The organism is Gemmiger gallinarum (assembly GCF_014982805.1).
In the GTDB taxonomy this organism is placed as follows: Bacteria; Bacillota; Clostridia; order Oscillospirales; family Ruminococcaceae; genus Gemmiger; species Gemmiger gallinarum.
Map to the genome: position 1 here is coordinate 261,418 of NZ_JADCKC010000002.1, position 20,413 is coordinate 281,830.

Genomic DNA, 20,413 nt, shown 5'->3' on the forward strand with positions numbered 1-20,413 from the left:
AGTCTGCGGTTTTTCAAAAAATCAAAGGAGGTTCGGCCTGTGAAACAACCGTCCTGTTTTCGGGAGTTTGCACGCTATGCGTCCCTCAACGTACTGGGCATGATCGGCCTGTCCTGCTATATTCTGGCAGACACTTACTTTATCTCCCTGGGCATGGGGGCCGACGGTCTGGCCGCCCTCAATCTGGCCATTCCGGTGTACAGCTTTATCCACGGCAGCGGCCTGATGGTGGGCATGGGCGGCGGCACCAAGTATTCCATCCGCCAAAACCAGGGGGAGCCGGAGGAGGCTGACCGGGCTTTTTCCGCCTCGGTGCTGCTGGCTGCGGGGTTTGCGGTGGTGTTTTTCACAGCAGGACTGCTGCTGCCCGGCACGCTGGCCCGGCTGCTGGGCGCCGACGGCGCCGTGTTTGAAATGACCGCCACCTATCTGCGGGTCATCCTGCTGTTTGCCCCCATGTTTTTGTTCAACAACCTGTTTCTCTGCTTTGTCCGCAACGACGGCGCACCCCAGCTGGCCATGACCGCCATGGTGCTGGGCAGTCTGTCCAATGTGGTGCTGGACTATGTGTTCATCTTCCCCTTGGGGCTGGGCATCTTCGGCGCGGCGCTTGCCACCGGCGTGGCCCCCATCGTCAGCATGATGATTTTGTCCGCCCACCGAATCCGGAGACGCTGCCGTTTTCATCTGCGGCGGTTTTTGCCCAAAGCCCGGCTGCTGGGGGGCATCTGCTCGGCGGGGGTGCCCTCCCTCATCACGGAGCTTTCCTCCGGCGTGGTCATGATCGCCTTCAACGCCATTTTGCTCTCCATCTGCGGCAGTGTGGGGGTGGCGGCTTACGGCGTCATTGCCAACCTGTCCCTGGTGGTCATTGCCATCTTCACCGGCATTTCCCAGGGCATCCAGCCTTTGCTCAGCCGCCGCTATGGTTCCGGCCAACGCCGGGAGCTGGGGGCTATTCTGCGCTATGCCCTGGTATCCGCCGTGATGATTGCGGCGGCGGTCTACGTCGTCACCTTCCTCTGGGCGGGGCCGGTGACCACCCTGTTCAACAGCGAGGGCAACGCCCGGCTCCAGGAGATCGCCGAGGCAGGTCTGCGGCTGTATTTCATCGGCTGCCCCTTTGCGGGGGTCAACATCATTTTGTCGGTGTACTTTGCCTCCATCGAGCAGCCGGTTCCCGGCCAGGTCATTGCCCTGCTGCGGGGCTTTTTGGTGATTCTGCCCATGGCCTTTGCCCTGGCGGCGGCCTTTGGACTGACCGGCGTCTGGTGCGCCTTCCCCGTCACCGAAGCCATTGTCTCGGCGGTGGGCCTTGTCCTCTACCGCAAGGCCCGGCATCTGCCCCCGCCCCTGCCTGAATCCCTCTCCTGAACAAAACAATACCCCGGAACGGTTTGCCGGTTACGGCCCGTTACGGGGTATTGTTGTATTTGTTTTTGGTTCAGTTCCAGCCCCGGGCGGCGGGGTCGAGAGTGCCGCAGGCGGTATAGAGCAGGGCATTGCAGATGGCCGCCGCCACACCGCTGCCGCCCTTACGGCCCATGGCCAGAATGGCGGGGACCCCCGCCCTGCGGCAGACCTCCAGGGCGTGCTCCTTGCTTTCCACCACATTGACAAAGCCCACCGGCGCCCCAATGACCAGAGCAGGCCGGTAGCCCTGCTCGATCCAGTCCGCCAGACGCAGCAAGCCTGTGGGGGCGTTGCCGAAGGCCAGCACCGCGCCGGGATGCTGGGCAGCGGCCTTGTCTACCGCTGCCACGGCCCGGGTGGTGCCTTTCTCCCGGGCGACGGCAGCCACCTCGGCGTCCGCCATGAAGCAGAGGGCCTCTCCCCCCAGCTTTTGCAGGCAGGGGCGGCTGACTCCCGCCTTGGCCATGTTGGTGTCGGTGATGACAGGCGCCCCCGCCAGCAGGGCATCGATTCCCTTCTGTACCGCGTCGGGGGTGAAGACCAGGTTGCGGGCATAGTCAAAATCCGCCGTGGCGTGCACCACCCGGCAGACGACAGCCTGGTGCTCCGGGGGCGGGGTCAGCCCCAGCCCGGCCAGCTCCTCCAGAATGATGCCCATGCTGGTGCGCTCGATGTCACCGGGGGTTTTGTGCTGTACCATCAGTATTCCACGCCCTTTCTGGCCGGGATGCCCTTCTGGTAGGGGTGCCGCTCGCAGCGCATCTCGGTGATATAGTCGGCTGCTTCCATCAGCCAGGGGGCCGGGTCCCGCCCGGTCAGGACCACTTCCCGGGTCTCGGGGCGGTCCAGCACCGCACGGCGGAGAAGGTCCTCCTCCACCATGCCCAGCCGCAGGGCGGCACAGGCCTCGTCCAGCACCAGCAGGTCGCAATCCGTTTCCAGGGCCTCGGCCAGCTGGGCGTTTTGCAGGGCGCGGACCTGGGCCTTTTCGGCCTCGTTCATCTGAAAGACGAATTTCGTTCCCGGGCGGCCGGTGTAGACCGTTGCCCCCAACTGGCGCAGGGGTTCCAGCTCCCCGCTGCGGCCATCTTTCAGAAACTGCACCACCGTCACCCGCAGACCGTTGCCCAGTGCCCGCAGGGCCAGACCCATGGCGGCCGTGGTCTTGCCCTTGCCGTCCCCGGTGTAGAGATGGATGAGTCCTTTATCCATGGCAGCGTTCCTCCATTGCCCGCCAGATGGCAGACAGGTCCAGATGTTGTTCCAGCGCCTCCGCCAGCCGGTCATACTGCTGCTGACGGTAGGTGTTGCGGTCGACGGGTTTCGGCATGGCCGCCGGGTCCAGGCCCTTGCGGCGCAAAAGCCAGTCTGCCAGAGCGGCGGTGAGCGCCCCCGTATCAAAGAGCCCGTGCAGGTAGGTGCCGAACACCTGCCCGGACATAGCCCCCTCCTCCCGGCCGTCGGCCAGGCGGGCAAAGGGGGCGGCATCTGCGGTCAGGGGGCGGGTGCGGCCCATGTGGATCTCGTAGCCGTCCAGCTTTGCCCCGGCAAAGGGGCCGCCCTCCACCGCCGCGGTGACCCGGGTGCGGGTCTTGCTGCCCGCAAAGACGGTGGAACAGGGCAAAAGCCCCATGCCCGCCATGCTGCCGCCGCCCTCCACACCGTCGGGATCGTCGAGAGTCTGCCCCAGCATCTGATAGCCGCCGCAGACCCCCAGCACCGGCACGCCGGAGGCTGCCAGCTTGCGGACGGCGGCTTCCAGCCCGTTCTGCCGCATCCAGGCCAGATCGGCCATGGTGCTCTTGGTCCCGGGCAGGATGACCAGGTCGGGGCGGCCCAGGTCTTTCACCGCCCCCACATACCGCACTCCCAGGGCCGGGTGTTCCTCCAGAGGGGAAAAGTCGGTAAAGTTGGAGATGCGGGGCAGGCGGATGACCGCAATGTCCACCGGGCGGCCGCCCTCCCGCCGGGTCAGGCGCTGGGAGAGGCTGTCCTCATCGTCGATGTCCACATCCAGCCAGGGGATCACCCCCAGTACCGGCAGGCCGGTGAGGGCTTCCAGCTGGGTCAGGCCCGGCTGCAAAAGGGACACATCCCCCCGGAATTTGTTGATGACGGTGCCGATGAGCCGGGCTTTTTCCTCGGGAGCCAGCAGGGCTACCGTGCCGTAAAGCTGGGCAAACACCCCGCCCCGGTCGATGTCCCCGGCCAGCAGCACGGGGGCGTCCACCAGCTGGGCCAGCCCCATGTTGACGATGTCGCCCTCCCGCAGATTGATCTCCGCCGGGCTGCCTGCCCCCTCAATGACGATAACATCGTTCTCGGCGGCAAGGCTCCGGTAGGCGGCGAGAATGTCCGGGATCAATGTTTTTTTCAGCTTGAAATAGTCGGCGGCCCGGTAGTCGCCCCGGACCTCCCCGTTGACGATGAGCTGGCTGCCGGTGTCGCTGCTGGGCTTGAGGAGGATGGGGTTCATGCGCACATCCGGCTCCACCCCGGCGGCCTCAGCCTGGGCAGCCTGGGCACGGCCGATCTCCAGCCCGTCCTTGGTGATATAGCTGTTGAGGGCCATGTTCTGGCTCTTGAAGGGCGCCACCCGCAGCCCCCGGCGGAGAAAGGCCCGGCAAAGACCCGTCACCAGCAGGCTTTTGCCCGCCCCGGACATGGTGCCCTGCACCATGATGCACTTTACCATCACAGAACCTCCCTCAGCCGTCTGAGCATTTCCTTATTTTCCTCCGCCCCGCGCACCGCCGTGCGGTACCAGCCGGGACCGAGTCCTGCATAGTTGGAGCAGTCCCGCAGCAGAACGCCCTTTGTCCGCAGGCGGGCGGACAGCGTTCCGTCCGGGCGGCCGTCGGACCGGGCGTGATAAAAGAGCAGGTAGTTTGCCTCCCCGGGGATGACCTTGCAGCCCATTTCTTCCAGGGCCGCGGCCAGCTTGGGGCGCTCCTCCCCGATGACCGCCCGAAGTTTTGGCAGGCAGTCGGGGGCAGTCTCCAAAGCCGCTACGCCTGCCGCCTGGGCAGGCCCGGACACCGCCCAGGGCGGGCCACAGTGATAGAGTCGTTCCGCCAGGGCAGCGTCCCCGCACAGCACATAGCCCAGGCGCAGCCCGGCCATGGCAAAGCTCTTGGTGAAAGCCCGCAGCACCGCCAGGTTTTTGCCGTATGGCCCGGACAACTCTCCCAGTAAAGTATGCCCCGCCGGGTCGGACAGGAACTCGTTGAAGCATTCGTCCACCACCAGCAGCGCCCCGCATCCGGCACAGCGGGTCAGAACCTGCTGCAAAAGCGCCTTGGGGGAGGTGCGGCCGGTGGGATTGTTGGGCTCACACAGAAAGACCATGTCCATGCCGGGGCGCACGGCGTCCAGGAGGTCCTGTCCCGGCACAAAGCCGGTTTCCTCCCGCAAGGTCAGGTGCTCCACCTCACAGCCCGCCAAGGCCAGGGCCTGCTCATACTCGGCAAAGGTAGGGGCAGTGACAAGCGCTCGCCGGGGCTGCCGGGCCAGCACCAGTCGGAAGATCAGGTCCGCCGCCCCCGCCCCGCAGACGATCTGCCCGGCATCTACCTGATGATAGGCGGCCAGAGCATCCCGCAGTTCCCGGCAGAGGGGGTCCGGGTAGCGCCAGGCGTCGGCAAGGGCATCTGCGGCGGCTTGGCACACGGCTTCCGGCATGCCCAGGGGGCTGACATTGGCCGAAAAATCCAGCGGCATCCCGCCGTACTCCCGGCGATAGCCCTCCCAGTCTCCTCCGTGGGTCAGCTGCATGGCGGTCTCCTTTCCAGGTGTGGTGTCCTTATAACATTACAGAATCAGGGCCAGGATGCCCAGCCGTGCCCCGCACAAAAGCAACAGGGCCAGCACGCTGCCCGCGTAGAGCATCCGCCCCGCCCGGGTGATGTCCTCCGGCTCAATGGGCCGGGTGTCGTCCCCGATCCAGGGCTTTTGGTGAATCTTGCCGAAATAGCTGGCAGGCCCCGCCAGCCGCACCCCCAGCGCCCCCGCCATGGCGGATTCGGTCTGGGCGGAGTTGGGGCTGGCGTGTTTGCGGCGGTCCCGGCGCCAGATAGCAAAAGCCCTTCCGGCGTTCTGTCCGATGAGGGGAGCCGCCGCCACCAGCAGAAGCGCCGCCAGCCGGGACGGCAGCCAGTTGGCAGCATCGTCCAGCTTTGCCGCCGCCCGGCCGAAGTAGAGATAGCGGTCGTTTTTGTAGCCCACCATGCTGTCCATGGTATTGACTGCCTTGTAAGCCAGGGCCAGGGGCGCCCCGCCGAGGAGCATCCAGAACAGGGGCGCCACCACGCCGTCGGAGAAGTTTTCCGCCACCGTCTCCACTGCGGCGCGGATGACTCCCTCACGGCTCAAGGCGGCAGTATCCCGCCCCACAATGCGGCTGACGGCCTTTCGGGCATCGTCCAGGGTACCGGTGACCAGAGCGCGGCGGACGTTGTCACTCTCCTGACGCAGCCCTTTGGCGGCCAACGCCTGCCAGCACCAGAGCACCTGCAAAGCAAAGCTTAGAGCCGGGTGAATAAGGCCCAGCCCCCACACGCAGAGCCCGGTAAGGGCCAGGGTGCCCAGAGGCAGCACCGCCGCCAGAATGACACCACCGGCCAGTTCTCCTTTTGGCGTTTTGGGGAAGATGCGGCGCAGAAGTTTTTCCAGCGCCGAGATGCACCGCCCCATGAACACCACAGGATGGGGCATCCAGGCCGGGTCCCCCAGCAAAAGGTCGATGACAAAGCCGCAGAGCGCGGCATATACCACCGTCACTTTGCCTCCTTGACGGGAGTGCTGCCGTAATCCACGGTTCCCACCAGGTCCAGCACCCGGTCGGTGTTCCAGCGGGCGGCATCCAGCACAAAGCCGCCGCCGTTGCCCGCACACCAGTCGTAGTAGCCCCGGGCGGGACGGGCAAACCGTTCCAGGGAGGCCATCTGGGTGCCGCCGTGGGCCACAATGGCCAGACGCTCTACCCCTTTGGCCAGGGCTTCGTCGATGACCCCCGCAAAGGCCTTGCAGGTGCGCTCACAGAAATCCGCCTTGCGCTCGCCGTCGGGGCAGGCGGTCTCGCTGTTGGAGGCCACCCAGGCCAGATACTCAGCGTCGTGCTCCATCTCCACGTAGTTGCGGCCCTCAAAGCTGCCGAAGCACATCTCCCGCAGGTCCTGCACCGGAATCTGGGGCACCCCGGGGAAGAGGATCTCCGCCGTCTGGCGGGCCCGGGTCAGGGGGGAAACATAAAGGGCATCGGGGGTGAAATCGGCCTTGTGCAGCCCGGCCCGGCCTGCGTCGGACAGGGGGATGTCCCGGGTACCCTGGTAGCGTTTCTCGGCATTGTATACGGTTTGTCCATGGCGGATCAGATAGACCAGCATGATGAATCTCCTTTCAGGGTCTGCGGCAGTCCGCAGACGACCCTCACAACAGTCTCGGCGCGTTCGGCCAGCAGGCAGGCAAGGCGTCCGGCGGCTTCCCGGGCGGCGCGCTCCTTGGCGTCCACAGGCACCACCCCGCCGCCCACCTCGGTGGCGATGACCACCTCATACCCGGCCAGGCGGTCGGCCAGCCGGGCCAGCGTCCCGGCGTCCGGGGCATCGGCGGCCAGATTCTGCACGTCCCACACCGCCCGGGCGGCCAGTTCTTCCTGCGTCCAGCCCAGGGCGCGGCAGACATAGTCCCGCTTGCCTGCAAACAGCGGACCCGTCACAAACATCATAGCTTCTTTTTCCTCCCTGTCAATGCCATGCAGCTACAAGATACTGCACCGCACACAACGCCCCCAGCATCCAGACCTCGCAGGTCTGCACAAACCATCCGGCCAGATCCCCCGAGATGCCTCCGAACTGCACCCGGGCCATCCGCCGGTAATAGAGCCACACCCCGTAGGCAGCCACCGCCATAGCAATGCCCTGCGCCCCGCAGGCCGCCAGCCCTGCCGTGAGCAGCAGGGCAATGACAGTCAAAAACCGCCCGGTGGCGGTGCGGTCGCTGGCTGCGGCAAAGGTATGGACCAGTCCCGTATCGCTGGCCAGAGGCCATCGGGCCACCGCCAGCCCGGACAGTGCCCGGGACAGGCAGAATCCCAGCGTCACGGCAATGGCGGGAAACTGAGGCAGGGCCGCCCACAGGGCAAAGTCCGCCACGAACCACCCGCACAGCCGGATGGCTGCAAAGGCGCCCATGTGGGGGTCCTTGAGGATCTGGCGGCGCTTCTCCGGCGGGGCGTAGCTGGCCAGAGCGTCGCAGGTGTCGGCAAAGCCGTCCAGATGCACCCCGCCTGTCACCGCCAGGGGAATCAGGCAGAAGCCCGCCCCCCGCAGCACAGCAGGTAGCGCCAGGGCATCCGCCGCCAGCGCCCACAGGGTGCACAGCCCGCCCATCACCGCCCCAATGAGGGGGAAGGCCCACAGCATATATTTAAGCCCGCCCTTGTCCCAGTCCACCTGGGGCATGGGAATGGCCGAAAACATGGAAAACGCGGCGGCCACCGCGCGCAGAGCCTGTTTCAACGTGTTGCCTCCTCCGATTGCGTCGGCCCGCCCTTGAGCCAGTTGGGCAGGCCCGCCGTCAGTTCCACCACCCGATCGGCCCGGGCAGCCAGAGCGCGGTTGGCTTGCGCCAGCTCCCGCAGATAGCCGAGAGTGTCCCCTTCATAGTCCGACCCGCCGGAAAAGACCTCGTTGGTCACCACCACCAGGTCACGGCAGCAGTCGGCCAGGCGCAGCACCCCAGCCAGAGCGACGCCTTTCCCGCCGCCGTCGGGGCTGTATCGCTCGTTGGCCACCAGATTGCCCAAGCATTCCAGCATCACCGACGCATTCTCCGGCAGAGCCTCACAGGCGACAGACAGGCCGGTGTAGCATTCCAGTGTTTCAAAGCCCATGCGGGCGCGGCGGTCCCGGTGCTTTTGGATGCGGGCCAGGGCCTCCTCCCCGAAGGGCTGCATGGTGGCAATATAGACCCGGGGGGCAGCAAACTGCCGGGCCATCACCTCGGCGAACTCGCTCTTGCCCGAGGCCGCGCCGCCGATCACCAGTGTCATCATGGCTTATCCTCCTGGGGGGTGTAGGCCTCCATGCCCAGAGCGCCGAAGGTCCGCCCGCCGTGGTAGACGGCCAGGGCCAAATCCAAAAGTGGCAAAGCCGCCACCGCGCCGCTGCCCTCCCCCAGCCGCATGCCGGCGCAGATGAGGGGATGGAGTTTGAGCGCTTCCAGCAGCCGCCGGCCGCAGGGTTCCGCCGAGACATGGCTGGCCAGCATACCCTCCCGGGCATTGGGGCAGAGCCTTGCCGCGCAGAGAGCCGCCACCGCACTGATGACGCCGTCGATGAGCACCGGCATCCGGCAGGCCGCCGTCCCCAGAAAGACGCCGCACAGCCCGGCAATGTCCAGTCCGCCTACTTTAGCCAGCACGTCCAGCGGGTCGGCGGGGTCGGGGCGGTTGAGGGCGAGGGCTTCTTTCACGGCGGTCCGCTTGCGGGCAAGGCCTGCGTCGGAAAGGCCCGCCCCACGGCCCACGGCCTCCTCGGGGACAAGGCCCAGCAGGGCGCAGGCCACCGCCGCCGAGGTGGTGGTGTTGCCGATACCCATCTCCCCGGTGGCAAGGATATCCGCCCCTTGTTCCGCCGCCCGGGCAGCCAAGTTGGCCCCGGCCAGCACTGCCTGCTCGCACTGGGGGCGGGTCATAGCGGGGCCTTTGGTGATGTCGTCGGTCCCCGGGCGGACACAGCAGTGCACAAGGCCGGGGATGGGCTCGTGGGGCAGCATGCCCATATCCACCGGCACTACCCGGCAGCTTGCCTGCCGTGCCATGTGGCAGACGGTGCTGTTGCCCTCCGCCAGGGCTTTGGCCACCACGGCGGTGACGCTGCTGTCGGTCTGGGTGACGCCCCTTGCCACCACGCCGTTGTCGGCGCAGAGCACCAGCAGGGTGCGGCTTTGCAGGCGGACATCAGGGTCACCGGTGACGGCGGCAATGCGGGCGATGTCCTCCTCCAGGGTCCCCAGGCTCCCCAGCGGCTTTGCCAGGGCATCCCAGTGGGCCAGGGCCGCGGCCCGGGCGGTTTCGTCCGGGGCGGGGATGGCATCCAGCAGGGAGGAAATCGACGAAAAATACATGGTCATTCAGCCTTTCTTTGGCGGTAAGTGGCGGCCGCCGCCACGAAGCGTTCTGCCAGGGGCAGGCTGCCCCCGAAATGCAGGTGCGGGAACCCGGCGTAAAGCGTCGGCCCCGCAAAACAGCACTGCCAGCTTTTGTCCCGGCCGGGTTTGTGGGCCGTCAGGTCGCCGCCGGGCTGCCGGGCCTCCCAGTAGTGGAACTCATGGGCGGGCAGAGTCTCCCCCTTGCGGAGAAGCAGGCTGTCGGTGTCCGCCGTCAATTTCAGGTAGCCGAACCGCCGCAGACGGTCGGTGCGGTAGCCTTCCCCCGGCAGCGCCCCCGCCATGGCAAAGCTTTTGCCGCCGGTATCCTCCAGCGCCTGGCCCAGGTAGAGAAAGCCTCCGCACTCGGCCACGGTGGGCATACCGGAGGTGACCGCCTGCCGCACCGCCTGACGCATGGGGGCGTTTCGGGCCAGTGCTTCGGCGTGGAGTTCCGGGTAGCCGCCGCAGAGATAGAGGGCGCCGCAATCTTTGGGCAATGCCTCGTCGTGCAGCGGGCTGAAAAAGCAGAGTTCCGCCCCCGCCTCTTGCAGGGCATCTAGGTTGTCGGCATAGGTAAAGCAGAAGGCCTCGTCCCGTGCCACGGCAATGCGGCAGGCCGGGCTGTCTGTCCGGGTCTGGGCGGGGTGCTCCGCCGGCAGGTCGGCGGCCAGGGCCAGCAGCTTGTCCAGGTCGGAATTTTGCTCAAACAGTTCGGCCAGGGCGGCAAAGCGGGCGTCCAAGTCGGCGATCTCCCCGGGGGTCTGCAGGCCCAGATGGCGGCTGTCAAACTTTGCGGCGTCACAGGGGGGCAGGGTGCCCAGCACCGGCAGGCTTGTCTCCCGGGTCACGATGGGGGCCAGGTAGTCGGCCAGGGAGGCTTTGCAGCCGCTGAACAGCACCCCGGCAATGTGGCTGGGGCTGCGGAAGTGCAGCATGCCGTACAGCTGCGCTGCCAGGGTCACGCCTTGCCCCTCCGGGCGTAGCACCAGAACGGCGGGAATGCCCAAAGCATCCGCCACCGCCCAGGCCCCGGCGTCGGTGCCCCCTGCCATGCCGTCGTAGTAGCCCATGGCCCCCTCGATGAGGGCAAGGCCCTCCCCGGCGGTGGCCCCCGCAGTGGCCAATGTCCGGCGGACGCCCGCCTCCCCCTGCAAGAACAGGTCGAGGTTACGGCTGGGCCGCCCCGCCGCCTTTGTGTGGAACATGGGGTCAATGTAGTCGGGGCCCGTCTTGAAGGGGTGGACCTCCAGCCCCCGCCGCCGGGCCGCCGCCAGCAGGGCACAGGTCACGGCGGTCTTGCCGCTGCCGCTCTGCATAGCGGCCAGCATCAGCGCCTTCATCTCCCGCCTCCCGAAATGAGAAAGACCGGGTTCTGAGCCATCATCAGGTGGAGTTTGCCCGCAGCTTTGGACCGGGCTACTGAAATCTGTGTGACCTCCCAGTCGATGCCCAACGCCTCAAAGGCATGGCGGGCGGCGTCCAGCGTTTCCAGGGCAATGGCGGACACGCACAGCCGCACCTGGGGGTTGGCGGCCACTGCGGCCTTCAGGATGGCTTCCAGCTCTCCCCCGCTGCCCCCCACAAAGACAGCGTCGGGGGCAGGCAGGCCGCCCAAGGCCTCGGGGGCGGTGCCCTGCACCAAAGTCAGATTCCACGCCCCGAAGGCCGCCCGGTTCTGCTCGATCAGCTGGCAGGCGTCGGCGTCCCGCTCCACGGCGCAGACCTTTTTGGCAAAGAGAGCCATCTCCACTGAGACACTGCCTGTCCCGGCGCCCACGTCCCAGCAGGTATCCCCGGGGCGCAGGGCCAGCTTGGACAGCACGGCGCAGCGCACCTCCTGCTTGGTCATGGGGGTCTTGCCCCGGATGAACTCCCCGTCCGGAATGCCCGGCACACGGCGGGGACGCTTGACTGCCCCGGTCAGCAGCAGGGCCAGAGAGGCAAACTGTTCCTCGGCCAGCTGGGCGGCGGTGCCGGTGGTGAGGCGTTCCCCGGGGTAGGAGAGGTTTTCCCCCACTGTGACGGGCAGCTCCCCCAGTCCCGCCTCGGCCAGGCGGCGGCAGAGGTCCGCGGCGTTGTTCCCCGCCCCGCCAGTGAGGAAGCAGACGGGCCCTCCGGCGGCACAGACCTCGGCCACCGGGTCACAGTCCACCCCGTGGGCGGAGCAGAGGGTCCAGTCCTGCCAGGGGCGGCCCAGTCTGGCGGCCAGCAGCTGTACGCTGGAAAGCCCCGGCAGTACCCGGGCGGGGATGTGTTCCTCATTCAAAAGAGCCAGCAGTCCCCGGGCCCCCGAGTAGAACCCACTGTCCCCGCTGTACAGCACGAGGACCTCCTCACAGGCCGCGGCCTTGACCAGGCGCAGGATCTCCCCCGGTGCGACGGCAGCGGCCGTGGCGGAGGAAAGGCCCCGGGGCAGGGCATCCAGCAGGCGCTGGGCTCCCACGATCAGCTGGGCGTCCTGCATGGCCCGGCGCAGTTCTTCCGTCATGGTGGCGGCGGTGCCGCCGCCCATTCCCGCAAGGGTCACGGTCATTGGGATGTCCTCCTCTCAGGATTTTGGTCGGCCAGATCGGCCAGCAGCTGCTGCAACAGCTGTTCCGGGGCCTCCCCCGCGTCGGCGGGACGGCGGATGAGAACCACCTTGGCCCCGGTGCGACGGGCGGCCTCCAGCTTTTCGGCAAAGCCTCCCGCCCGACCGCCGTCCTTGGTCACCAGCCAGGCGATCTGGTACTGCTCCATCAAGGCGCAGTTGAGGGCGGTGCCGAAGGGCCCCTGCATGGCGATGATGTTACGGTGAGGGATGCCCAGGGCCTCGCAGGCGGAGATGCCCTCGTGGGTGGGCAGCACCCGGGCAAACAGGCGGTTTTTGTCCAGGGCGGCAAAGGCGGGCAGCTCCTTGGCTCCGGTGGTGAGCAGGATGTTGCCCTCTGTCCTGGCCAGAAAAGCCGCCGCTTCCGCCGTGGTATCCGCTGTAAAAGCAGCCTCTGTGACGGCGGAGGCAGGGCGGGCAGCCCGGCGCAGAGATACCCCGGCAGCGGTGCAGGCGGTGCGGATGTTTGCGCTGGCCTCGGCTGCATAGGGGTGGGTGGCGTCGATGCAGAGGTCGAACTCCTGCAAAAGGGCCTGCATGGCAGCGGCATCCCGCCGCCCGGTGAGCACGGTAAGGTTGGGAATACCCGCCAGTTCCTCCGCCCCCATGGGGGTGGCCACGCTGACGGTGACCTGCGCCCCCGCCTCCGCCAGCCGCCGGGCCAGCACGCGGCCCTCGGTGGTGCCGCCGAAAATCAGCAGTTTCATTGTTTGGCCTCGTATCCTCTGGGAGTGACCATGCGGCCGTCGATGACCTGCGTCGAATCGGCGCCGATGAACACAGTGGTGAACATATCGAGAGTTTCCTCCCGCAGCTCGGCCAGGGTGAGGACCCGGCTTTGCTGGCCCTCCCGGCCGATGTTTTTCACCCAGCCGCAGACGGTATCCGGGCGGCGGGTCCCGAGCAGAATGTCGCAGGCCCGGCGCAGATGGCCGGTGCGCCGCCGGGAAGCCGGGTTATACAGGCAGATGGAAAAGTCCCCTTTTGCGGCGGCGTCCAGGCGGCGCTCGATGACCGGCCAGGGGGTGAGCAGGTCGGAGAGAGAGATGACGCAGAAGTCGTTGGCCAAGGGCGCGCCCAGCACCGCCGCCCCCGAGAGGGCCGCCGTCACGCCGGGGATGACCTCGATGTCCACGCCGGGATACTCCGGGGCCAGCTGCAAAATGGGCCCCGCCATGCCGTAAACCCCTGCGTCGCCGCTGCACACCATGACCACCGTCTTACCTTCCGACGCCGCATCCAGCGCCATGCGGCAGCGCTGGATCTCCTTCGTCATAGGAGTGGAGAGGGTGGGGGTATCCGGGCAGACCGCCCGGGTCAGCTGGATATAGGTGGTATAGCCGCACAGCAGGTCGGCCTGCTCCAGCGCCGCCCGGGCCGCGCCGGTGAGCTGGGATGCCTCCCCAGGGCCGAGGCCCACCACAAACAGTTTACTCATATTGCCACCGCCAGTCCGGCGAGAAGGGCATCCGGGCCAATGCCACGGTGACGCCCTTTCCCGCCTGTTTTTGTAAGATCAGTGTGCCCCCCGCCGCCACGGCGCTGCGCTCGCAGACGTTGCCGGCGCCGACGGTTTTGCGCACAAATTCCGAGTCGGTAAAATTGCCCTGCTGGGCCGCCAGAACCTCCGGGGAGAAGGTGGTAAAGCTCCACCCATGAACCCAGCAGAGTTCCACAAGCCCGGGTTCCTGCCCCTTGCAGTGGATGGAGGTCACCCCCCGCACCGCCAGAGGATCGGCCCCCGCCTTTTGCAAAGCTGCCAGCACCGCGGCTTCGATGTCCGCCATGGGGGTACCTTTGCGGCAGCCGATCCCCGCCAGCAGAATCCTGGGGATGACCCGCAAGGGTGCTTTCTCTCCCTCCGCCGGGGCGGCAAGGGTGAGGGCAACATCACAGGGACCGTCCGTCATCGGTAGGACGCCCGCCGGGGGTGTGCCCGGGATGGGCCAGTCGCTGCGCAAGCGGATGGGTTCCCCCGCCAGGAGTTTTGCGCTGACGGTCTTGATGCCCATTACCGGACTGACGGTACAGCCCTGATGCACCGCCCAGCTGTCCACTGCAAAGACGCCGTTGGCATCGGTAGCGGTGGTGATGACCGCCTGGGCCCCGCACAGGGCAGCGATCTGCCGGGCCAGGTCGTTGGCGCCGCCCAGATGCCCCGACACCAGGGGCACAGCAAAGTGGGCGCACTCGTCCATCGCCACCACCGCCGGGTCGGTGTCCTTACCTTTCAGATAGGGCGCGCAGGCCCGCACCGCGATGCCCGCCGCCCCCACAAAGACCAGCGCCCTAGCCTGGGCAAAGCCTTCCGCCGTCCAGCCCGCCAGAGTGATGTCCCCGCCGCAGCGCAGGGCGGTGCCGTCCAGGGCATGGGCCAGGCGTTGGGCCAGGGCAAAGCCCTTGTCTGTGAAGGCGATACACCGCAGGCCGGTCATTGGGATGCCTCCCGGAAGCCGGTGGTGAAGGTGGGGTCGTACAGGCGGCTGCGGTCATACCCCGCCGCCAGAAAGTCCCCCACCAGCACCAGGGCCGTGTTTCTGATGCCGTGGCGGCGGCCGGTCTCGGCCAGTTCGCCCAGGGGGCAGCGCAGGACCTTTTCCTCCGGCCAGGTAGCCTTGTAGACGAGGGCCGCGGGGGTCTGTGCGGTGTAGGCGCCTTTGAGAAGCTCCACCTGCAAGCCGTCCAAAAGCCCCGCCGACAGAAAGATCACCATGGTGGCGCCGTGGGCAGCCAGGGAGGCAATGTTCTCCCCCTCAGGCACGGGGGTGCGCCCCGCCATGCGGGTGATGATGACCGTCTGGCTGACGCCGGGGAGGGTGTACTCCGCCTGGGCGGCCGCCGCTGCCCCGCAGAAGCTGGACACCCCGGGGGTCAGGTCAAAGGAGATGCCCCGCTTTTGCAAAGCATCCATCTGCTCCCGGATGGCCCCGTACAGGCAGGGGTCGCCGGTGTGCAGGCGGACGATCTGCTGCCCGGCGGCGTCGGCCTTTTGGGTGATGTCCAGCACCTGTTCCAGCGTCAGCTGAGCGCTGTTGTAGAGGACTGCCCCGGGGCGGCAGAGCCCCAGCAGGGCCGGGTTGACCAGGCTGCCCGCGTAAATGACCACGTCTGCGTTGCGCAGCAGCTCAGCCCCCCGCACCGTGATGAGATCGGTGGCACCGGGTCCGGCGCCCACAAAATGCACCATTTTGCTCACTCCTTTACCACAATGGTGGAGAAATAGCCCGCCCGGTCGGGGGCACCCTCCAGGCCGGGGCAGATGGTCTCCCCGGGCAGGCCGCAGTTGGTGACCAGGGCTGCGTGATCCAGAAGCCCCTGCTCCTCCAGCGCCTTCCGGACCTTGGCCGTGCGGCCGCTCTTCATCAGGACCTTGGTGCCGGGCAGGCGCAGGGCCTTGTCCAGGTCGGCATCGGCGGCGGTGAGCACATGGAGGGGGGTGTCGCCGTCGGTGAGGGGCTCCCCCAGCCGGGCGGCGATGGCGCAGAAGCTGGGCACCCCGGGCACCATGACGGTGTCAAAGCCCTGGGCAGCCAGCAGCTTTTTCAGGTGTCCGAAGGTGGAAAACAGCGCCACATCCCCCAGGTTGAGCATGGCCACGTCCCGACCTGCCGCCAGCTCCCGGGCGATGGCATCGGCGGCAGCGCGGTGGGAATCCTCCCGGTCGGCGGGGTCGGGGGCCATGGTGAAGTCCAGGGGCAGAATGGTCTTGCCCCCCAGGTCCACGGCCTGCCGGGCAATGTCCAGGGCCAGCATGTTGCCCTTTGCAGTGCGCGGCGCGGCGATGACCGGACAGCGCTGCAGGGTATGCACCGCCTTGACAGTGATGAGTTCGGGGTCGCCGGGGCCGATGCCCACGCCGTAAAAAACGCCAGTTATTGCCATGCCTTCAAAATCTCCTTTGCCTGGGGGGTCTGCCCCAGAAGTCCGTGTTGATTGGTGAACAGCACCGCCCCGGCCCGGCATCCTGCACAAAGGCGAGCGGTGAGTTTTGTATCGATTGACTTGAGGATGCTCTCCATGACCTCTTGCCGCAGATGGGCGGCGTCCAGCAGGTCCAGGCAGGCATCGCTGGTGGGGGCATCCATGAGGGCGCGGCAGAGTTCTCTCTCCCCGCCGCAGAGGGCCGCGTGGGCGCAGAAGACCTCCGCCCGGGCGTCGGCCACCCGGCTGTGGGTGTTCATGACCCCCGCCGCCAGCTTGACCAACTTGCCCGCATGGCCCACCAGCAAGATCTCCTCAAACCCTGCCGCTGCGGCGGCGTCCAGGGCGTCCCCGATGTAGTTGGAGCATTTGACCACCGGGGCCAGCCGGTCCAGCCCCTCCGCCTGCAAAAAGTCCATGCCGTAGTTGCCGGGGGTCAAGATGACCCGCTTCGCCCCCCTTGCGGCGGCCTGGCGCAGTTCCAGGGCGATGGTGTCGATGAGAGCCTGCTCGCTCATGGGCTCCACAATGCCGGAGGTGCCCAAAATGGAGATGCCCCCCACAATGCCCAGCCGGGGGTTAAAGGTTTTTGCTGCGGCCTGCTCTCCCCCGGCCACCGAGATAACAACCTTCAATCCGCCCGCATATCCCGCATCCTTGGCAGCGCGGCCAACGGCCTCGGCGATCATTTTCCGGGGCACCGAGTTGATGGCGGCAGCCCCCACCGGCTGGTCCAGGCCCGGCAGCGTCACCCGGCCCACCCCTTCCCCGCCGTCGATGGCAATACCGGGGGCATCCGTCCGTTCCACTGCGGCGGTGACGGGCATGCCGTCGGTCACGTCGGCGTCGTCCCCGGCGTCTTTCGTCACCGAGCACCGGGCGGTATGACCGTCGGCGCGGCAGTCCAGCAGGGGCACAGTGACGGGCAAGCCCTTGGGGGTAATCAGCGAGGCCTGGGCCGGGGCGTGCCCGGTGAGCAGCAATGTGGCCGCCCCCCAGGCCGCCAGGGCCGCGCAGGTGCCGGTGGTGTAGCCGCAGCGCAGCCGCCGCCCGCCCGACTGGATGTAATGCTCAAACATGGCGCTGACTCCTCCTTTTGCGGGGATGTATCCTCACAGAATGGCCCGCAGGTGGCGGCAGTACATTTCCTGCACCGCCTCGTCGGAGCCCATGCCCTCCAGGCAGCAGCTGACCCCAAAGCCTGCCGCCTCCAGACGGCTTTTCCAGCTTTCGGGGTGCTCTCCCGCCATATCGCTGCGGGCGTGCTCCCCGGCGGTGAGCAGCAGCGGCCGCAGGCAGACCTGCTTCCAGCCACCCCGGCGCAGCATGGCCAGCACGGCGTCGAAGCCGGGCCAGCCCTCCACCGTGCCTACCAGGGCATTGTCCGCCCCGGCACAGCGCAGAGCACCGGCAAGAGCCGGGTAGATCAGGTCGGCCCGGTGCTCGGTGCCGTGGCCCAGGAGCACCAGGGCCCCCTCCTCCGGCAGCCAGCACTGTGCCGCATGTTCGGCCAGCTGGGTGAGGTCCGCCACCTCATACAAAAGGGGCGTACCCAGCCGCAGGCGGGCAAACTTCGGGGCAAAGCGGTCGGCCTCGGCCTTGATGCGGTCGTACTCAAAACCGGGGATGACATGGGTGGTCTGGAGGGCCACATCCTCGTACCCCTGGGCGGCCAGAGTTTCCAGGGCGGTGGTCAGGTCGGGCATTTCCACGCCCCGCCGGGCCAGAATCCGCCGGATGGTGGGGCTGGTGTAGGCCCGGAACACCGCCCTGTCGGGGGCCGCGGCAATGAGGGCGTTTTCCACCGCCGTGATGCTGTTCTGTGCGCCGGGGGCTGCGGTGCCGAAGCTGACCAGCAAAAGTGCCTGTTTCATGGGTTGGGAATCCTCCTGTTGTGCTGAGGGGAAAGGGCAGAAAAAAGGCCCCTTTCCGCAGGGTTTGCGGAAAAGGGCCGGGAGGCATGGTCTGGCGGCAAGGCACAGAGGTACCCGCCCACAGCATGCGTGCCGTGCCTGCGTTTGGTCCGTCCGCGGCGCGGAGTCTGCCCGGTTTTCCGGCAGTGTGCACCGCAGGGCAGGTCTTCCGGCTCGGGCATCGGCGTCCCGGCCCGCCTTCCCGCCCGTGGGCAGTGGCTGTGCTGGCCGGGGCTGCTCCCTTACGGCGGCGGTCCCGCGCGGGCTTTGCACCCGCTTCCCTATTCTCCCGGCCGGCCTTGCGGCCCCGGGCACCTTGCGGCGGTTTTCAGTTCGTTTTCAGTTCGTTCAGACAGACGGGTCATTTCTGGCCGTAGTAGGCCCCCGGCCCGTGTTTGCGGAAATAGTGCTTGTCCAGCAGATACTGGGGGACCGGCTGGGCCTCCGGGTTCAGCTGAAGGGTCCACATCGCCATTTTGGCGCATTCCTCCAGCACCGAGGCATGATAGACGGCCTGGGCCGGGTCCTTGCCCCAGGCAAAGGGCCCGTGGCAGCGGCAGAGGGCCCCGGGCACAGCCACGGGGTCCAGTTTCCGCTCCCGGAAGAGCTCGGCGATGACAAGGCCGGTGCTCTTCTCGTAATCCAGGTCCAGCTCGGCCTGGGTGAGCATGCGGGCGCAGGGCACCGGGCCGTAGAAGTAATCGGCGTGGGTGGTGCCGTAGCAGGGAATGTCCCGCCCGGCCTGGGCCCAGGCGGTGGCGTAGGGGCTGTGGGTGTGCACGATGCCCCCGATCTGGGGGAAGGCCCGGTAGAGTTCCAGGTGGGTCTTGGTGTCGGAGGAGGGGTTGAGGGTTCCCTCCACCCGGTTGCCCTCCAGGTCCATGACCACCATGGTCTCAGGGGTCAGGGCGTCGTAGGGCACCCCCGACGGCTTGATGACAAACAGTCCGGTCTGCCGGTCAATGCCCGACACATTGCCCCAGGTATGGGTCACAAGGCCCAGCCGGGGCAGGTCCAGGTTGGCGGCGCAGACCTGTTGTTTCAGTGCTTCCAGCATAGATGTGGCCTCCTTGGGCGCGGGTCACAGGGGCAAGAACTGCAGCACGATGCCGCACACCGCACCCACAGCCCACAACAGGCCCGTCATGAAGAGATTCTGCTTGACGCTGCGGTTGACCCGCCACAGCACGGCCAGGCCGATGCCCGCACCGGCGCACAGGCCGCCGAACAGGCTGCCGAAGGAGATGACCCCCTCCACATACAGCTGGGTCAGCAGCACGCTGGCGGCGCAGTTGGGCACCAGGCCCAGCAGAGCGGCCACCATGGGCTGGAAGATGCCCAGCCCGGTGAAGGCGGCAGCCACGTTTTCCTCTCCCATCAGCTCAAAGATCAGGCCGATGGCAAAGCTGAAGATCAGGATAAAGGCAAAGATCTCCAGCGTGTGGCGCAGGGCGGCCAGCCAGATGCCGCTGTGGGGCTCGTGTTCCTCGTGGCAGTCGATCTCCTCCGAGCTGCCGGAGTAGCCGCCGTACAGCGACTTGGGCAGAAACCGGCGCAGAGGCACATCCAGCACAAAGCCGGCCCCCATGGCAAACAGCACCTTCAACACCAGCAGGGCCAGCAGGGACGGCCACTGGCCGGGTTCGGCAGCCAGCAGGGGGATAGCCTCGTCGGAGGTGGCCAGAAACACCGCCAGCAGCGTGCCGGGGGTAATGACCCGGCTGGCATACAGGTTGGAGGCTACGGCGGAAAATCCGCACTGGGGCACACAGCCCAGCAGTGCGCCGGGGGCAAAGCCCCAACGGCCGCCGCCGGCCAGCGCCCTTTCAATGCGCTCCCCGTGGTGGCGTTCCAGCCACTCGATCAGCAGGTAGGCAAGGTACAAAAACGGCAGCATCCGCACGCTGTCCTCCAGCGCGTGGATGACAGAATGCAAAATAATTTCCATATACACCCTCTATATCATCAGATTGGTCGGGACGTTGGGACGGTTGTCAGTCCGGGCGGTCCTCACGTTCAAAGCCGCGCAGAAGCCGCACGGCGTCGCGCACCACGGCGCGGGGAATGCGGCGCCGGAACATTTCCATGCTGCGGGCCGAGAAGGGAGCCTCGTCCTCAAAGGACTTGAGGCCCAGAAAATACTGCAGGTAGGGACTTTCCCGTACCAGAGCCACCGTCTCCCGGTCGGAGACGCCGCAGGCTTCCCGGATGATGAGACTGCCCAGCGCCACCCGTGCCGGAATGGCCACCTTGCCGCCCCGGGCAAACAGAGCGCTGTACTCCCGCTCAAAGGCGTCCCAGTCCACCGCGGCGGCCAGCCGCACCCAGCGATTGGAGTGCGACAGTTCCCCGTGGAAGGGCGGGATATAATCGTAAACGCTCATCTGGCTGTCTTTGGCTCGGTACACAGGGCAAGGCCCTCCTT

Annotated in this window: 23 protein-coding genes and 1 riboswitch; of the genes, 1 reads left to right on the top strand and 22 read right to left on the bottom strand. The window is 67.1% G+C overall.

The window, feature by feature from the left end; all coding sequences use genetic code 11:
• Positions 1–39: 39 nt before the first annotated feature.
• Positions 40–1,374 carry an MATE family efflux transporter gene (locus INF35_RS06815; protein ID WP_328740542.1) on the top strand — a complete coding sequence of 445 codons (1,335 nt, stop codon included), beginning with the start codon at positions 40–42 and terminating at the stop codon, positions 1,372–1,374.
• 70 nt (positions 1,375–1,444) lie between these two features.
• Here INF35_RS06815 and INF35_RS06820 read toward each other — a convergent pair whose 3' ends face one another.
• The 22 genes from INF35_RS06820 to INF35_RS06925 all read right to left on the bottom strand — a co-directional run bounded on the left by INF35_RS06820 (position 1,445) and on the right by INF35_RS06925 (position 20,396).
• On the bottom strand, positions 1,445–2,113 hold the full coding sequence (locus INF35_RS06820; protein WP_407925636.1) for a precorrin-8X methylmutase: 669 nt from the start codon (positions 2,111–2,113) through the stop codon (positions 1,445–1,447).
• A complete protein-coding gene (locus INF35_RS06825) occupies positions 2,113–2,625 on the bottom strand; it encodes a cob(I)yrinic acid a,c-diamide adenosyltransferase (RefSeq protein WP_193500894.1) in 513 nt (170 codons plus the stop codon). Before INF35_RS06825 ends, INF35_RS06820 begins: the two co-directional genes overlap by 1 nt.
• Positions 2,618–4,108: a cobyric acid synthase gene (locus INF35_RS06830; protein ID WP_193500896.1), complete on the bottom strand. Its 1,491-nt coding sequence runs from the start codon at positions 4,106–4,108 to the stop codon at positions 2,618–2,620. The genes INF35_RS06825 and INF35_RS06830 overlap by 8 nt, the downstream gene beginning before the upstream one ends.
• A complete protein-coding gene (locus INF35_RS06835) occupies positions 4,108–5,187 on the bottom strand; it encodes a pyridoxal phosphate-dependent aminotransferase (RefSeq protein ID WP_193500898.1) in 1,080 nt (359 codons plus the stop codon). Before INF35_RS06835 ends, INF35_RS06830 begins: the two co-directional genes overlap by 1 nt.
• A 36-nt stretch (positions 5,188–5,223) precedes the next feature.
• Positions 5,224–6,192: an adenosylcobinamide-phosphate synthase CbiB gene (cbiB, locus tag INF35_RS06840; protein WP_193500900.1), complete on the bottom strand. Its 969-nt coding sequence runs from the start codon at positions 6,190–6,192 to the stop codon at positions 5,224–5,226.
• The gene (locus INF35_RS06845; protein WP_193500902.1) at positions 6,189–6,797 is read right to left on the bottom strand and encodes a histidine phosphatase family protein; all 609 of its coding nucleotides are present in this window, start codon (positions 6,795–6,797) and stop codon (positions 6,189–6,191) included. Before INF35_RS06845 ends, cbiB begins: the two co-directional genes overlap by 4 nt.
• A complete protein-coding gene (locus tag INF35_RS06850) occupies positions 6,782–7,138 on the bottom strand; it encodes a bifunctional adenosylcobinamide kinase/adenosylcobinamide-phosphate guanylyltransferase (protein ID WP_193500904.1) in 357 nt (118 codons plus the stop codon). The genes INF35_RS06845 and INF35_RS06850 overlap by 16 nt, the downstream gene beginning before the upstream one ends.
• A gap of 19 nt (positions 7,139–7,157) precedes the next feature.
• Positions 7,158–7,931, bottom strand: a complete 774-nt coding sequence (locus tag INF35_RS06855) for an adenosylcobinamide-GDP ribazoletransferase (RefSeq protein WP_235983155.1) — start codon at positions 7,929–7,931, stop codon at positions 7,158–7,160.
• Positions 7,928–8,467, bottom strand: coding sequence for a bifunctional adenosylcobinamide kinase/adenosylcobinamide-phosphate guanylyltransferase (locus INF35_RS06860; RefSeq protein WP_193500906.1), 540 nt, complete (start codon positions 8,465–8,467; stop codon positions 7,928–7,930). Before INF35_RS06860 ends, INF35_RS06855 begins: the two co-directional genes overlap by 4 nt.
• Positions 8,464–9,546, bottom strand: coding sequence for a nicotinate-nucleotide--dimethylbenzimidazole phosphoribosyltransferase (gene cobT / locus INF35_RS06865; protein WP_193500908.1), 1,083 nt, complete (start codon positions 9,544–9,546; stop codon positions 8,464–8,466). The genes INF35_RS06860 and cobT overlap by 4 nt, the downstream gene beginning before the upstream one ends.
• Positions 9,543–10,904 (bottom strand): cobyrinate a,c-diamide synthase, encoded by a 1,362-nt coding sequence (locus INF35_RS06870; RefSeq protein WP_193500910.1) that lies wholly within the window; start codon positions 10,902–10,904, stop codon positions 9,543–9,545. Before INF35_RS06870 ends, cobT begins: the two co-directional genes overlap by 4 nt.
• Positions 10,901–12,097 (bottom strand): precorrin-6y C5,15-methyltransferase (decarboxylating) subunit CbiE, encoded by a 1,197-nt coding sequence (cbiE, locus tag INF35_RS06875; protein WP_193500912.1) that lies wholly within the window; start codon positions 12,095–12,097, stop codon positions 10,901–10,903. Before cbiE ends, INF35_RS06870 begins: the two co-directional genes overlap by 4 nt.
• Entirely contained in the window at positions 12,094–12,861 is a 768-nt protein-coding gene (gene cobK / locus INF35_RS06880) for a precorrin-6A reductase (RefSeq protein ID WP_193500914.1), read from the bottom strand. Before cobK ends, cbiE begins: the two co-directional genes overlap by 4 nt.
• Entirely contained in the window at positions 12,858–13,592 is a 735-nt protein-coding gene (gene cobJ, locus INF35_RS06885) for a precorrin-3B C(17)-methyltransferase (RefSeq protein WP_193500916.1), read from the bottom strand. The genes cobK and cobJ overlap by 4 nt, the downstream gene beginning before the upstream one ends.
• The gene (locus INF35_RS06890; RefSeq protein WP_193500918.1) at positions 13,585–14,589 is read right to left on the bottom strand and encodes a cobalt-precorrin 5A hydrolase; all 1,005 of its coding nucleotides are present in this window, start codon (positions 14,587–14,589) and stop codon (positions 13,585–13,587) included. The genes cobJ and INF35_RS06890 overlap by 8 nt, the downstream gene beginning before the upstream one ends.
• Positions 14,586–15,341 carry a precorrin-4 C(11)-methyltransferase gene (gene cobM, locus INF35_RS06895; protein WP_193500920.1) on the bottom strand — a complete coding sequence of 252 codons (756 nt, stop codon included), beginning with the start codon at positions 15,339–15,341 and terminating at the stop codon, positions 14,586–14,588. The genes INF35_RS06890 and cobM overlap by 4 nt, the downstream gene beginning before the upstream one ends.
• Before the next feature lie 5 nt (positions 15,342–15,346).
• Positions 15,347–16,036, bottom strand: a complete 690-nt coding sequence (cobI, locus tag INF35_RS06900; RefSeq protein ID WP_193500922.1) for a precorrin-2 C(20)-methyltransferase — start codon at positions 16,034–16,036, stop codon at positions 15,347–15,349.
• On the bottom strand, positions 16,027–17,154 hold the full coding sequence (cbiD, locus tag INF35_RS06905; RefSeq protein WP_193500924.1) for a cobalt-precorrin-5B (C(1))-methyltransferase CbiD: 1,128 nt from the start codon (positions 17,152–17,154) through the stop codon (positions 16,027–16,029). Before cbiD ends, cobI begins: the two co-directional genes overlap by 10 nt.
• 33 nt (positions 17,155–17,187) lie before the next feature.
• Positions 17,188–17,949, bottom strand: coding sequence for a sirohydrochlorin cobaltochelatase (locus tag INF35_RS06910; protein WP_193500926.1), 762 nt, complete (start codon positions 17,947–17,949; stop codon positions 17,188–17,190).
• A 181-nt stretch (positions 17,950–18,130) separates the two neighbouring features.
• Positions 18,131–18,322: riboswitch (cobalamin riboswitch) on the bottom strand.
• 27 nt (positions 18,323–18,349) lie between these two features.
• A complete protein-coding gene (locus tag INF35_RS06915; RefSeq protein ID WP_328740546.1) occupies positions 18,350–19,045 on the bottom strand; it encodes an L-ribulose-5-phosphate 4-epimerase in 696 nt (231 codons plus the stop codon).
• A gap of 24 nt (positions 19,046–19,069) precedes the next feature.
• Positions 19,070–19,936 (bottom strand): putative manganese transporter, encoded by an 867-nt coding sequence (locus tag INF35_RS06920; protein ID WP_193500928.1) that lies wholly within the window; start codon positions 19,934–19,936, stop codon positions 19,070–19,072.
• A gap of 46 nt (positions 19,937–19,982) precedes the next feature.
• A complete protein-coding gene (locus INF35_RS06925; protein ID WP_193500930.1) occupies positions 19,983–20,396 on the bottom strand; it encodes a transposase in 414 nt (137 codons plus the stop codon).
• Between the last annotated feature and the right edge of the window lie 17 nt (positions 20,397–20,413).